We start from the raw sequence: 13,341 nt of genomic DNA on the forward strand, positions 1-13,341 counted from the left end.
TTTTTGTCTTTTGAGTATTGACGTTCTTTTTTGAACAACTCATGCTTGTTTCATGTGATCCAATTCACAGGCTGCATTTTTCAAAGGGAGAAATCATGTCACGAAACGAAGAACGGTCCTCCGGCGGAATCATCCTCCCGGGCTTGGACCGCCGCACACTCTTGAAGACCATCGGCGTCGGTGCCGTCGCCGCGGCCGGCATCCCGCTCTTGTCCGCCTGCACAGGCGGCTCCGGTCCCAACGCTGACCCCTCCGCATCAAAGTCGCTCACCTTCGGTTCCGGTTCCTCCGATGATGTTCCCAAGGCCGCGTACAAGGCCGTAACGGATGCTTTCACCGCGAAGTCCGGTGACACCGTCACCTCCAACGTTGTTCCCCACAATGACTTCCAGAACAAGATCGCTACCTACTTGCAGGGCAGCCCTGATGACTCCTTCACCTGGTTCGCCGGCTACCGCATGCAGTACTACGCCAAGCAGGGCCTACTCTCCCCCATCGATGACGTGTGGGAGAAAATCGGCGCCAACTTCTCCGAGGGTATGAAAAAGGCGGCCACGGGCCCCGACGGCAAGATGTACTTTGTTCCGAACTACAACTACCCGTGGGGCTTCTTCTACCGCAAGAGTGTCTGGGCTGAGAAGGGCTATGCGGTCCCCACCACCTTTGACGAGCTCAAGGCCCTGTGCGCCACGATGAAAAAAGATGGGCTCATCCCCATCGAGTTCGCCGACAAGGACGGCTGGCCGGCCATGGGTACCTTCGATTACATCAACATGCGGCTGAACGGCTACCAGTTCCACATGGACTTGACCGCGCATGAGGAATCCTGGGACCAGCCCAAGGTCTCGGCCGTCTTTGACACGTGGCGGGAATTGCTTCCTTACCAGAACCCGGGCGCCTTGGGCATGACGTGGCAGGATGCTGCCATCAACATGGGCAAGGGCAAATCCGGCATGTACCTGCTGGGCTCCTTCGTGACCCAGCAGTACACCGACGCAACGCTTCTGGCAGATATTGATTTCTTCCCGTTCCCGGAGATTGCCATGGAGGGCCAGGACGCTGTGGAGGCACCCATTGACGGTTTGCTGCTGTCTAAGAAGGGCGGCAATAACCAGGCGGCCCGCGACTTCGTCGAATTCATCGGCACCCCTGCCGGTCAGGATGCCTACGCGAAGGTGGACCCGTCCAACATCGCCACGGCCAAGGGCGCCGATACCAGCAGCTTGAGCCCCATGATGAAGAAGTGTGCTGAAACCATAGCCAACGCCAAGAGCATCAGCCAGTTCTTTGACAGGGACGCCTTGCCGGCCATGGCTAACAATGTGATGATCCCTGCCCTGCAGGGCTTCATCAAGGACGGCAAGATCGATGTGAAAAACCTCGAATCGCAGGCCAAGGCCCTGTACGCAGCCCAGTAGCTGCCTTTGAGGTGGCGGGTCAGGACAACGCATCAAGGCCCGCCACCTCAAGAAACCATCAGCACTGAGACTTTGCCACCGACCCCCGCAAGAAAACGAGTTGCCGCCATGAGCACGCCAACCGAAGTTTCCGAACCGTCCACCCCAGATGGCAGGGCTGCACGCCCCGCCGGAGCGCCAGTGATCAAGGCCCGCCGCGTCCGGCGCCTTTCAAAGAGTGACAAGGTGATCCTTGGCTTCATGATCGGCTTGCCCACACTGATCCAACTGCTGTTCGTGTGGATCCCCACGTTACTGTCCGTCTTTTTATCCTTTACGCGATGGAACGGCCTGGCCCTTTCAGATATCCGCGCGGCCGGGTTCGCGAACTTCAGCTACGTCTTCAACGACAGCCCCGCGTTCTGGCCGGCCGTCCAGCACAACATCCTGTGGCTGGTATTTCTCGCTGTCATTGCCACACCGCTGGGGCTGCTGCTCGCCGTACTTCTTGACCAACAGATCAAGGGCAGCAAAATTTACCAGAGCGTCTTCTTTGTTCCGGTCATGCTCTCACTGGCCCTAGTTGGCATCATCTGGCAGCTGTTCTACCAAAAAGACAACGGCCTGCTGAACTTCCTGCTCGGCACGGCAGGCACCCCGGAAGCCGTTGACTGGTTCGGGGATCCCAGCGTCAACATCTGGGCCGCCCTGGTCGCTGCCACGTGGCGGCATGCCGGCTATGTCATGATCCTGTATTTAGCTGGCTTGAAGGGCGTGGATGCCTCACTGAAGGAAGCTGCGTCCCTAGACGGAGCTAACGCCCGTCAAACATTTTTCCGCATTGTCTTCCCGGCCATGGCCCCCATCAACATCGTCATAGTGGTCATTACCATCATCGAGTCCCTGCGTGCCTTTGACGTTGTCTGGGTCATCAATAAAGGAACCAACGGTTTGGAGCTCATCAGCGCCTTGGTCATCACTTACCTGATTGGTGAAGGCCAGTCCATCGGTATTGGCTCCGCCTTTGCCGTGATCTTGCTTGTCATCTCCCTCGTACCGATCACCATCTACCTGTCCCGGACGTTCCGGAAGGAGAAGTTCTGATGTCTACCTCCACCCGCACACGCACCGGAAAGTCCCAACAAGCAGTGGGCCACGGCCTCAGCCGTCCGCACTACGGCACCCACATCTTTTTGATCGTCATGTCCATCATGTGGCTCATACCGCTTGGTTGGGCACTGTTCACGGCGCTGCGGCCCAAAGCCGATACCGACAAGTACGGCTACTTCAGCCTCGGCGGAGCGTTTAACTTTGACAACTTCGTCACCGCCTGGACCCAAGGCGGCTTCCCCCAGTACTTTATGAACTCGCTCATCATCACGGTCCCCACCATTATTTTGGTGCTGTGGATGAGCTCCATGATGGCGTTCGCCGTCAGCCGGGTCAGCTGGAAATTCAACATCAGCATGTTGATTCTTTTCACTGCCGGGAATCTGCTGCCCCCGCAGGTCCTTGCCACGCCGCTGTTTGAAATGTTCAAGCTCACCCAACTGCCCTACTGGTTCAGCGATTCCGGCTCCTTGCTGAACACTTACATTTCGGTCATCATTGCCAACACCGCATTCCAGATCGGCTTCTGCACCTTTGTGCTCTCCAACTACATGAAAGCACTCTCAGCCGATCTGACGGAGGCAGCTCTGGTGGACGGTGCCGGGCTGTGGCGCCAGTACGCTTCGATCATCATGCCGCTGTGCAAGCCGGCTGTCGCCGCGCTGGCAACACTGGAACTGATCTTCATCTACAACGACTATTTCTGGCCTCTGCTGTTTATCCAAAGTGGCGACAGGCTCCCTGTCACCACCGCCATCAACAACCTGCAGGGAACCTTCCTCTCCAACTACAACTTGTTGGCCGCTGGCGCCATGATCACCGTCATTCCCACCCTGATCATCTATTTGGTGCTGCAAAAGCAGTTTGTTGCCGGACTTACCCTGGGCTCCAGCAAGGGATGATCATGCCCCCTGCCCGGAGCATCTGGGCCAGCCACTATTCAACGAGTCATGAACGAACCGGGAGGGACACATGCTGGCAGATGCGAGGCGCACGGAGATTGTGAGCGCAGTGACCCGCGAGCGCGTGGTGCGGGTCTCGGACCTGGCCGATCTGCTGGGAGTGTCCCTGGTGACGGTGCGCCGGGACATAGAGGCCCTGAACGACGCCGGATTGGTTCAGAAAATCCATGGCGGCGCCAAGGTTCCCGGAGCCGCGGGGACGCATGAGCCCGGATTTGAGCTCAAATCCACGCAGGGCACGGCAGAGAAGCAAGCCATTGCCCGCGAGGCGGTGAAATTGGTCAGTGACGGCATGGCGATTGGCCTCAGCGCGGGCACCACCACCTGGGCGTTGGCCAAGGAACTGGTGGGTAAGAAGAACCTCACAGTAGTGACTAACTCCATGCGGATTGCCGATGTCTTTGCGAGCCCCCGCTCCCAGGTGGCCGTGATCCTTACAGGTGGCGAGCGCACACCCTCGGATGCTTTGGTGGGGCCCATCGCCACGGCGTCCATGCGCCAGCTGCACCTGGACGTACTCTTCCTTGGTGTGCACGGCGTGGACGGGGTGGCCGGCTTTACCACCCCCAACCTGCTGGAATCGGAGATGAATAGGGCCCTCATTGGGGCCGCCCGCACCGTAGTTGTGCTGGCCGATCACAGCAAATGGGGCACGGTGGGCATCAGTACCATTGCCGCCCTTGAGGAAGTTGACGAGGTTATCAGCGACGAACTGCTCGGCACCGAGGCCCGGCGCACCCTCCGGGAACGCGTAGGCACGCTGCGTCTTGTGTCCGTCCCCGGCCAGTAAAAACCAAATTCCCTAGGAGATCCCATGCCCGTTATTCACCTGCGCCGGGACGGCGTGTCACTACTTCTCGGAGCAGGCCCGGAAGCTGCGGAACTTCTGCATTTCGGCCCGGACCTCGGCCCCACTGTGCCGGACCCCACCAGCTTTCTCGACGCCGTCCCGCACTCTGCGCTGGATTCCCCCGTTCCGCTGGGTTTGCTCCCGCAAGCATCGGACGGTTGGCGAGGGAGGCCCGGGCTGCGTGGTTACCGCAAAAATACAGGTGAAGAACCCCGCATAGGCACCCCCGTGGCCGGCTTCTCACCTCAAATGCGCGTGAGTGGCTGGTTCCAGTACGAGCACAGCGCCCGCATCGAGCAAATTGACACGGATCTGGGCCTGACCGTAGCCACCACACTTGAATTGCATGGCGGCGGTCTGCTGGAGATCCGGCATGAACTGCGGAACAGCGGAACCGGTGGCTTCGCACTCGAGGCACTGGCCGCCGTGGTACCTGTGGGTGCTGCGGGCACCGAGGTGTTGGATCTGACGGGGCGCTGGTGCCGCGAGCGCCACCCGCAACGCAGCCCCCTGCGGCAGGGCACGTGGGTTCGTAGCGGGCGCCACGGGCGCACTGGGCACGATTCCCCGCTGCTGATGGCTGTTGGCACCGAAGGGTTCGGCAACCGCCATGGGCAGGTATGGGCAGGGCATTTCGCGTGGAGCGGGGATCAGGAGAGCTTTGTGGATACGGTGGCGGACGGGCGCACCGTTTTGGGTGCGCAGGAGTTGCTAGGGGCTGGTGAGCTGGTGCTGGCACCGGGAGAATCGTACGCAACGCCCGCCTATTACGCGGCGTACTCGGATCACGGCCTGGACGGAATATCGGAGGCATTTTACGCCTGGTTCCGGGCCCGCGGAAACCACCCGGCAACCCCGCGCCCCGTGGTGCTGAACGTGTGGGAGGCCGTGTATTTCAACCACGATCTGGGGGTACTGACCGAACTGGCGCAGCAGGCGGCGGAGTTAGGTGTGGAGCGTTTTGTGCTTGATGACGGCTGGTTCCGGCACCGCCGCAGCGATAACGCCGGGCTCGGGGACTGGTACGTTGATCAGGATATCTGGCCGCAGGGCCTGCATCCGCTGATCGAGGCTGTGGCCTCCCGCGGCATGCAGTTTGGGCTCTGGGTGGAGCCGGAGATGCTCAACGTCGATTCCGATGTGGCGCGGGCACACCCCGAGTGGATCTCCGGTCCGGTAGTTAGGACGGAGATCCACGGGACGGGTAGCACCCCACCGGGCGCTGAAACCCGGCTACCGCGTGAGTGGCGCCAGCAGCAGGTCCTGGACCTGGTTAATCCGCAGGCATGGCAGTACGTGTTCGACCGTCTGGATGCGCTCCTGAGCGAGTACCCCATCGGCTATTTGAAATGGGATCAAAACCGGGACTTGGCCGAGATGGGCCACCATGGCGCGCCCAGCGTGCACCAGCAGACACTCGCCGCCTACAGGCTGTTCGATGCGCTCAAACAGGCGCACCCAAGGCTGGAAATTGAAAGCTGCTCCTCTGGCGGCGCGCGTGTGGATCTGGGGATTTTGGCCCACACGGACAGGGTGTGGGCCTCTGACTGCAATGACGCTCTGGAACGCCAAACCATTCAGCGCTGGACATCCATGGTGCTTCCGCCGGAACTCATGGGATCCCACATTGGCCCCGGCACCTCACACACCACGGCCCGTACACATGACCTCTCTTTCCGCGCCATCACAGCACTGTTTGGCCACTTCGGCATGGAGTGGGACATCAGGGAGGTAGTTGGTGCCCAGCGTGAAGAACTGCGCCAGGCCATTGCCCTGTACAAAAAACACCGGGAACTCATCCACACCGGCACCATGGTCCGCGCAGACGTCCCTGACCCAGCCCTCTGGCTGCACGGGGTGGTGTCCCAGGACCGCTCGCACGCGCTGTTCGCGCTCGTAGCCCTGAGAACCTCGTATCAGGAACAGCCGGGGCGGGTAGCGGTCCCCGGGCTGGATCCGGACACCAGCTACCAGGTTCGCGTGGTTTATCCCGGCCCGGAATCCTCCGGCGACACCAACATTCAGCGGGCCGCGCCACCTTGGGTTGCGGACGGGGTGGTGGCCACGGGACGGTTCCTTGCCGCCGCCGGGCTGCCCATGCCCATCCTGAATCCGGAGCACGCCATAGTGTTGGAGTTTGTGGCGCAATGACCTGCGGATGGGAACCTCGGCAGCGCCTGCGCCTCCGTGGGGCATTATTAAGTCATGACTTCTACAACTGCTGATTCGAGCGCTGCCAGCCGTGGCACCCTGCTGATCCTCAACGGACCCAACCTAAACCTGTTGGGTACCCGGGAACCGGAGATTTACGGCTCGGCTACCCTGGCCGACGTCGAACAACTCACCACGGCTGCTGCCGAGGCTGCGGGTTTCACCGCCACGTGCCTGCAGTCCAACCATGAGGGTGCCCTGGTGGACGCCATCCATGATGCCCGCGGCACGGCGGTGGGGATCATCATCAACGCGGGGGCCTACACCCACACCTCGGTGGCGCTGCGGGATGCCATTGCCGGAGTGCAACTTCCCACGGTGGAGGTGCACATTTCAAATGTTCACCAGCGCGAGGAATTCCGGCACCATTCCTACTTGTCATCGGTGTGCTCCACCATCATTATTGGCGCGGGGATTCACGGCTACGAACTCGGTGTGAATTACCTCGATAAAACACTGACGTAAATGAGGCGTGCCAGCAATCGCGCTGGCGCTGAGGCGCCCCGGCGAGTGGGGAGGCGATCAGCCAACCTTGCAGGCGCCTGCTCCCACAGCGTTGCTAAGTGATGGCGCCGCCGCAATGACAGGGGCAGCTTCAGCCATTGTCAGGGCGAAACCCACCTGCTCGTTGGAGGTGGCCTTGGCGAACACCACACCCACCACGTGCCCGTCCTTGTCCAAGAGCGGTCCGCCGGAGTTCCCTGACTGGACGTTGCCGGCGAGTTGATACACGTCAAGGAGTGATTTTGCTCCGCCCGTGATGTCAGGAACCAGCATGGGCCCGGAGGAAAGAACTGTGGCCGGTCGCACTTGCAAGGGCCCTCCCAGCGGATAGCCGGCAAAGGCTGCCGCAGTATTTCCGGGGACCGTGGCCGCTGTTGGCAGAGGTGTCGCATCAAGTGAGTCCACGGCCAGCACAGCCAGATCCTTAACGGCGTCAAAATAAACCACCTTGGCAGGGAGTGCACCTTGAGTTTGTGTCTGCACTATGGGCATCGAAACGCCCGCTACCACGTGGGCGTTGGTGAGGACGCGGCCGGGGGAAACCACAAACCCGGTACCCGTCTGGTTTTGCCCGCATTGGAAGGCGGTTCCGGAAATTTTCATGACGGACTTAGCCGCTGCATTCCAGGCAGGGGTGTTGGTGTCAGTGGTGGGAGCGGCCACCTCAACATTGGGTCCGGTGGGGTTCAGTAACGCCGGAATACCTTCTTCAAGCACCAAGGAACGTACTTGGGCCACGGCAGCCTTGACCGGGTCCGGAGTCCACGCCTCAATGCGGGAGATCACTTGGGATTTACCCAGCTGCGCAGAGACTAAGGGGATACCTAGGTTTCCTACTCCGAAGGCGAGGATGGAGATGACCAGGGAGCCCACCACCACGTTGAGGGCTCCGCCTAGGAGTCGATTCACGGCACGGATTGAGTCAGATTTCACACCGCGTCCTATGGCTCTACCGAGCTTCATGCCCAAGGCGTGGCCTATGGCCATAAGGAGGATGGTGGAGCCAATAACCATGGCGGTGCGCCAGCCTGGGCTTGGCGCAAATTGGCTGATGAACGGGGCAGCAAAAAAGGCGCCGAGCGCCCCGGCAACGAATCCGGCAATACCGCCCAGACCCACCACCAGCCCTGCTTTGAGACCGTAAATGAGCTGCCACAACAACCACAACACCAGCACCGCATCCAGCCAGGAAAAACCAAACACGTTCTTGTGTGCTCCCATCAGTGGCTGCTCCGGCCTGCCCGGTTAACCGTTGAGGCGGCGAATCTGGAACCGGTGGTTCCTGAACGCTAGATAGCCCCAGAGGTCATTTTACCGACCTCAACAGAGAATCTGCTGATCATTGACTGTTATCAATCTGTCAATATGCTGACAAAGACGCCTTACAATGCCAAATTGGTCACAAAAGGGGAAAATATCTGAAAGAATCAGTATCAGGTCATAACTTTATCGTTACTTATTCTTAGGAGATTTCATGGACATCGAGGTATTGCGCCGGGCACCACTTTTTGCCACGCTCGACGATGAGGCATTCCGCCTTTTGACTGACGAACTGGCAGAGGTTGACCTTTCCCGCGGCGCTTCGGTATTCCGTGAAGGCGACCAGGGCGACCAGCTGTACTTCATTGTTTCCGGCAAGGTGAAGTTGGGACGCACCTCATCTGATGGCCGTGAGTCACTCGTTGCCATCCTCGGCCCGGGCGAGCTTTTCGGTGAAATGGCACTCTTCGATCCGGCTCCTCGCAGCACCACTGCCACCGCCGTGTCCGAGACCCGCCTGGCCGGTTTGAAGAACGAATCTCTCAACGCCTTGCTGCGCAACCGCCCCGAGGTGTCCATGCAGTTGCTGCAGGCACTGGCCCGCCGCCTGCGCCGCACCAATGACAACCTCTCCGACCTCGTCTTCTCCGACGTTCCCGGCCGTGTTGCCAAGGCCATCCTGGACCTGGCAGACCGCTTCGGCCGTCCCGCCACCGACGGCATTTTGGTTGCCCATGAGCTCACACAGGAAGAGCTGGCCCAGTTAGTTGGCGCTTCACGTGAGACCGTGAACAAGGCCCTGGCTGAGTTCGTCCAGCGCGGCTGGCTGCGCCTAGAAGCCCGCGCCGTTGTCATCTTGGACGTCAACCGTCTGCGCCAGCGCTCGCGCTAACCTTTTCTCTGCCGAAGGACCCGCTGCGAGCTTGCGAGTAGTGGAAGGCAGCGCACGGAAGCGGCCCGGTCACCAAAAGGTGACCGGGCCGCTTCCGTTTTTAAACCAACCCCCAAACGCTATCCCACCAATGGTCAATTTTTACCGAACGCTGTCCCACCAATGGGCGTGCGCGGAACCCTAAGTGAGATATCGTCCGTGAAAAACGCACCATTGCTGCGATAGCGTCGGAAGAAGAGGAAAAGGAGGAGGCGGAAGGGGGGCGGGTTAGCGTTCCCGGCAGGGCCCGCCCTCGGATGCCGGGGCCGTGGCCACTTCCAGGTTGAGCGCGCCGTCCGCACCCACCACAAGGGCAGGCTGATATTCATTGATGGGGCGTTTGTGGTTCAAATACGCGATGCACCCGCGCGCCGCGGCAATCTTCTCCAGAATGATCTCCACCCCGGGAACAACCAGTTCATCGAGGCAATGCCCCGTGGTGGCAGGTGTGCCAATCTCGTTGCCTAACAAGGTGGTGTTGCGAGCTGTTAGAATTTCGCCGGGATTGACCCACCGGCCCCAGATACCCTTGCTCGCAAGCAGCGTGGGCTCTTGTGTAACGGGCAAGGCCGCAGCAAAGTACCTGGTGTCAAAACGCCTATGAGCAAAATCTGGGCTCAGCCAGTGGCTCAGCGGCTTGAGCAGATCGGTGCGCAGGGCTAAACCGTACCGTTCCAGTACAGAGGCAAAGGTGATCTCCTGCGTGGCGATCAACTCGCGGGCCCGCATCCATTCGGGCCCATTGATGTCTTCCACAAGAGATGACGCATCGGCCCCCGCCAGCAGAACACCCGTCTCTTCAAAGGTTTCCCGGATGGCTGCCACCACGTGGCGCTTGGCCAAGCCAATGTCCAAGGTGCCCAGGCTCTTGGCCCAAACAACAGGTGAGGGACCCACCCAGTCGGTGACGTCGTCGTCCGCGGCTTCAATGGTGCCACCGGGAAACGCCACGGCACCCAAGGGGGAGCCGCCCGGACGGTACGTCAAAAACGTCTTGGGGCCGGCGGGGCTGTCCTTCAACAGCACCACCGACGACGCCGGACGCGGTTTGCCAGGGGTGCGTGCACCAAAATCAAGCCACGCCTGCGCGGCTTCGCGCTGATCCATGTTCAGCGGGAAGCTCCGCTTGCCTGCGGGCCTAAAACCCGCCGGGTTGCTACTGGAATTCGGCAATCAGCTCAACCTCGACGGGTGAATCCAACGGCAAAACCGACACGCCGACGGCGGAGCGGGCGTGGACGCCTGCCTCACCAAATATTTCACCCAAAAGCTCGGAAGCTCCGTTGATGACGCCCGGCTGGCCGGTAAAGGACGGATCGGAGGCCACAAAGCCAACAACCTTTACGATCCTTGTCACGCGGTCAAGATCTCCCAGGACGCTTTTCAGAGCCGCAATGGCGTTGATTGCGGAGGTTGCTGCCATGGATTTTGCGTCCTCAGCGGAAACCTCGGCACCAACTTTGCCGGTCCCTGTGAGTTTGCCGTCAATAAAAGGCAGCTGTCCCGAGGTGTAAACATGGTGACCCGAGATGATGGCCGGCACGTAGGCAGCTACGGGCGGGGCCACTGGGGGAAGGCTGTATCCGAGCTCAGCCAGCCGCGCTTCAATGCGCGAATTTCCTTGAGTTGGCGCTGTATTCACGGCTATGCCTTCTCTCGTTTAAGGTAAGCCACCAGGCCGCGTCCGTCAGGTCCGGGGACAACCTGAACCAGCTCCCAACCTTCGTCACCCCAGCTGTCGAGGATCGCCTTGGTGTTGTGGATAATCAGCGGAATCGTAGAGTACTCCCATTTGGTCATACTTCAAAGCGTAGCCCCTGCCGGTAAACTGGAAAAATGGCAGCAAAAAAACACCCTATTTTCGATACCGCCACAACGCTAGGTAAATTAGTTCTCTTCCTGGGCGTCAGCACTATTTGTGGTGTCCTGGTAGCAGGACTCATGGTTCCGGCAGCGGCTCTGGCCAGCACCACAACCACCTCCTCCATCACTCTCTTTGATGAGCTCCCGGATGAGATGAATGTTGGTACTCCGGCCCAGTCCTCAAAGATTTTGGCCTCTGACGGTTCTCTTCTGGCGACGTTCTATGACCAGAACCGTACCGAGGTCCCTCTTGAGGAGATCTCGCCGTTCATGAAGGACGCCATCGTTGCGGTGGAGGATGCGCGCTATTACGAGCACGGTGGCATTGACACCCGTGGCCTGATGCGTGCGGTGAGCTCCATGGTCCAAGGCGGAGGCCGCCAGGGTGCCTCCACCATCACGCAGCAGTTCGTGAACAACGTCATCATCCAGACGTATGCTGCCGATGGTGAGTACGACAAAATTAAGCTGGGCGCCGACAAGGGTGTCGGTGAGAAGGTTCGCGAGATCAAGCTGGCCATCGCCATCGAGAAGAAGTACTCCAAGGACGAGATTCTGCAGGGGTACTTGAACTGGGTGCTGTACGCCAACGGCAACTTCGGCATTGAATCGGCTGCCTATAACTACTTCGGCATTCATGCCAAGGACCTGAACCTGCAGCAGTCTGCCCTGCTGGCCGGTGTGGTCAACAGCCCCCAAATCTATGATCCCATTGCCAATCCGGAGAATTCGCTGACACGTCGGAACTTGGTTCTGGACCACATGCTGGATCAGGGCATGATCGATGCCAAACAACACAAGGACGCGGTTGCCGCCAAGATTGATTTGAAGCTCCAGCCCCAGCGCAACGGCTGCACCAGTGCCGTGCGGGCAGAGTACTTCTGCGAGTACGTCAGCAATCTCTTTGTCAATGACGTGGCCTACGGCAAAACTGAGGAGGACCGCCTCAAGCTGCTGCTTCAGGGCGGTTTGACCATCAAGACCACGCTGGATCCGAAGTTGCAGGACGCGGCCCAGTCCCAGATGGCGAACTTTACTCCCATGGATAACAACCCGGACAAAGTTGGCCAGGCCATTGTTTCCGTTCAGCCCAAGACTGGCAAGATCCTCGCCATGGCACAAAACACGAAGATGGCACCCCCAGAGGGGCAATGGAAAACTGATTACAACTTTGCTGTTGACCGTCTTGATGCCAAGGGCAACTCCTTGGGCGGCTCCGGCGGCTTCGATGTGGGTTCAACCATCAAGCCCTTCACCTTTGCCGAATGGCTCAATTCCGGTCACAGGACTGATGACACGGTCAACGCCTCGGTGCGCCGCTACCCCCAGTCGCGTCCGTGGACCAACAGCTGCGGCTCTACCGGCGGTTTCTATGACAGCTCCGACCCCCAAGTAGCCGAGGATCTGCAAAATGCCGACGGCCCGGACGGTATTTACTACCGGACGTACACGGCCCGGCAGGGACTCGCCCTATCCCTGAACACTGCAACCATGGCAACTGCCGCGCAGCTGGATATTTGCAACATCCAGAAGATGATGACGGCCACCGGTATCCACCAGGGCGAAGACGTCACCCAGCCCTACAACGTCTCCAGCATCAGCGCACTGCTCGGCAGTGGCGCGGTTGCACCGCTGACCATGGCCAATGCCTTCGCAACGTTCGCTTCCGGTGGCATTTACTGTGCACCCATAGCTTTGCTTTCAGTCACCAACGCCAAGGGCGATAAGCTCCCAGTTCCGGGTGCAAACTGCAAGCAGACAGTGAAGCCTGAAGTGGCTGCCGGCGTGAACATGGCTCTCCAACAGGTACTGGCGCCCGGTGGTTCCGGCTACGCGATCCCGCTGCAGTACCCGGCTGGCGCCAAGACAGGTACCACCAATGATTCTCAACACACCTGGACCACCGGCTTCACCCGCGGTGTGGCTACGTCCTCGTGGGTAGGCTCGCCCGAACTAAAGGATCAGTCAATCAACGGCAAGCTCATCGCCGGCCAGCGTATCCCCTACGTTGACGGCTCCACCTATGCAGGCAAGGCCTGGCAGGGGTACATGAACCAGATTGCCGGTAACTACGATGTAGGCGCCTTCGATCCCCCGCCGGCCAGCATTGTCTACCCGCCCGCACCCCCGCCGGTAGTTGAAAAGCCCAAGCCCGGTCAGAGCCAGAATGATTCAGACCAAAAATCTGATGACAAGGGCCAGCAGAACAACGGCAACAATAAAGACAATAACAAAGACAAGAAAGACTAGAGC

General features: G+C 59.8%; 12 protein-coding genes. 8 read left to right on the forward strand and 4 right to left on the reverse strand.

Annotated features, from left to right (window positions below; translation table 11 throughout):
- Positions 1-95 precede the first annotated feature (95 nt).
- The 6 genes from CVS29_RS04575 (at position 96) to aroQ (ending at position 6,995) form a co-directional block, all read left to right on the forward strand.
- Positions 96-1,418, forward strand: coding sequence for an ABC transporter substrate-binding protein (locus CVS29_RS04575; RefSeq protein WP_110105341.1), 1,323 nt, complete (start codon positions 96-98; stop codon positions 1,416-1,418).
- Between the two features lie 108 nt (positions 1,419-1,526).
- Positions 1,527-2,501, forward strand: a complete 975-nt coding sequence (locus CVS29_RS04580; protein WP_110105158.1) for a carbohydrate ABC transporter permease — start codon at positions 1,527-1,529, stop codon at positions 2,499-2,501.
- The gene (locus tag CVS29_RS04585; protein ID WP_110105159.1) at positions 2,501-3,409 is read left to right on the forward strand and encodes a carbohydrate ABC transporter permease; all 909 of its coding nucleotides are present in this window, start codon (positions 2,501-2,503) and stop codon (positions 3,407-3,409) included. The genes CVS29_RS04580 and CVS29_RS04585 overlap by 1 nt, the downstream gene beginning before the upstream one ends.
- A 70-nt stretch (positions 3,410-3,479) precedes the next feature.
- Positions 3,480-4,259: a DeoR/GlpR family DNA-binding transcription regulator gene (locus tag CVS29_RS04590; RefSeq protein WP_110105160.1), complete on the forward strand. Its 780-nt coding sequence runs from the start codon at positions 3,480-3,482 to the stop codon at positions 4,257-4,259.
- Positions 4,260-4,283: 24 nt separating this feature from the next.
- The gene (locus CVS29_RS04595) at positions 4,284-6,470 is read left to right on the forward strand and encodes an alpha-galactosidase (protein WP_110105161.1); all 2,187 of its coding nucleotides are present in this window, start codon (positions 4,284-4,286) and stop codon (positions 6,468-6,470) included.
- Positions 6,471-6,524: 54 nt separating this feature from the next.
- Positions 6,525-6,995, forward strand: a complete 471-nt coding sequence (gene aroQ, locus CVS29_RS04600; RefSeq protein ID WP_110105162.1) for a type II 3-dehydroquinate dehydratase — start codon at positions 6,525-6,527, stop codon at positions 6,993-6,995.
- A gap of 57 nt (positions 6,996-7,052) precedes the next feature.
- Here the strand turns inward: aroQ and CVS29_RS04605 are convergent, their stop codons facing one another.
- The gene (locus CVS29_RS04605) at positions 7,053-8,255 is read right to left on the reverse strand and encodes a MarP family serine protease (protein WP_218867972.1); all 1,203 of its coding nucleotides are present in this window, start codon (positions 8,253-8,255) and stop codon (positions 7,053-7,055) included.
- A 253-nt stretch (positions 8,256-8,508) separates the two neighbouring features.
- Between CVS29_RS04605 and CVS29_RS04610 the strand changes: the two genes are divergently transcribed.
- Positions 8,509-9,186, forward strand: a complete 678-nt coding sequence (locus tag CVS29_RS04610) for a Crp/Fnr family transcriptional regulator (protein ID WP_038465875.1) — start codon at positions 8,509-8,511, stop codon at positions 9,184-9,186.
- Between the two features lie 267 nt (positions 9,187-9,453).
- Here the strand turns inward: CVS29_RS04610 and CVS29_RS04615 are convergent, their stop codons facing one another.
- From CVS29_RS04615 to sp36, 3 genes are read right to left on the reverse strand one after another with little or no spacing between them, the layout of a single operon-like run.
- Complete coding sequence (locus tag CVS29_RS04615; RefSeq protein ID WP_110105163.1) at positions 9,454-10,332, reverse strand: NUDIX hydrolase; 879 nt, start codon at positions 10,330-10,332, stop codon at positions 9,454-9,456.
- A 49-nt stretch (positions 10,333-10,381) separates the two neighbouring features.
- Positions 10,382-10,873, reverse strand: a complete 492-nt coding sequence (locus CVS29_RS04620) for a RidA family protein (protein WP_110105164.1) — start codon at positions 10,871-10,873, stop codon at positions 10,382-10,384.
- Positions 10,870-11,025, reverse strand: a complete 156-nt coding sequence (gene sp36 / locus CVS29_RS18365) for a Sp36 family protein (RefSeq protein ID WP_170120892.1) — start codon at positions 11,023-11,025, stop codon at positions 10,870-10,872. Before sp36 ends, CVS29_RS04620 begins: the two co-directional genes overlap by 4 nt.
- A gap of 36 nt (positions 11,026-11,061) precedes the next feature.
- On the opposite strand from sp36, the gene CVS29_RS04625 reads away from it, so the two are divergent.
- Positions 11,062-13,338: a transglycosylase domain-containing protein gene (locus tag CVS29_RS04625; RefSeq protein ID WP_110105165.1), complete on the forward strand. Its 2,277-nt coding sequence runs from the start codon at positions 11,062-11,064 to the stop codon at positions 13,336-13,338.
- Positions 13,339-13,341: the final 3 nt, after the last annotated feature.

The organism is Arthrobacter psychrochitiniphilus (assembly GCF_003185915.1).
GTDB lineage: Bacteria > Actinomycetota > Actinomycetes > Actinomycetales > Micrococcaceae > Specibacter > Specibacter psychrochitiniphilus.

Excerpts from the sequence above, each read along its gene's own strand:
- CVS29_RS04575 (WP_110105341.1), top strand. The coding sequence starts at position 96 with ATGTCACGAAACGAAGAACGGTCCTCCGGCGGAATCATCCTCCCGGGC.
- CVS29_RS04580 (WP_110105158.1), top strand. The coding sequence starts at position 1,527 with ATGAGCACGCCAACCGAAGTTTCCGAACCGTCCACCCCAGATGGCAGG.
- CVS29_RS04585 (WP_110105159.1), top strand. The coding sequence starts at position 2,501 with ATGTCTACCTCCACCCGCACACGCACCGGAAAGTCCCAACAAGCAGTG.
- CVS29_RS04590 (WP_110105160.1), top strand. The coding sequence starts at position 3,480 with ATGCTGGCAGATGCGAGGCGCACGGAGATTGTGAGCGCAGTGACCCGC.
- CVS29_RS04595 (WP_110105161.1), top strand. The coding sequence starts at position 4,284 with ATGCCCGTTATTCACCTGCGCCGGGACGGCGTGTCACTACTTCTCGGA.
- aroQ (WP_110105162.1), top strand. The coding sequence starts at position 6,525 with ATGACTTCTACAACTGCTGATTCGAGCGCTGCCAGCCGTGGCACCCTG.
- CVS29_RS04605 (WP_218867972.1), bottom strand. The coding sequence starts at position 8,255 with ATGGGAGCACACAAGAACGTGTTTGGTTTTTCCTGGCTGGATGCGGTG.
- CVS29_RS04610 (WP_038465875.1), top strand. The coding sequence starts at position 8,509 with ATGGACATCGAGGTATTGCGCCGGGCACCACTTTTTGCCACGCTCGAC.
- CVS29_RS04615 (WP_110105163.1), bottom strand. The coding sequence starts at position 10,332 with ATGGATCAGCGCGAAGCCGCGCAGGCGTGGCTTGATTTTGGTGCACGC.
- sp36 (WP_170120892.1), bottom strand. The coding sequence starts at position 11,025 with ATGACCAAATGGGAGTACTCTACGATTCCGCTGATTATCCACAACACC.
- CVS29_RS04625 (WP_110105165.1), top strand. The coding sequence starts at position 11,062 with ATGGCAGCAAAAAAACACCCTATTTTCGATACCGCCACAACGCTAGGT.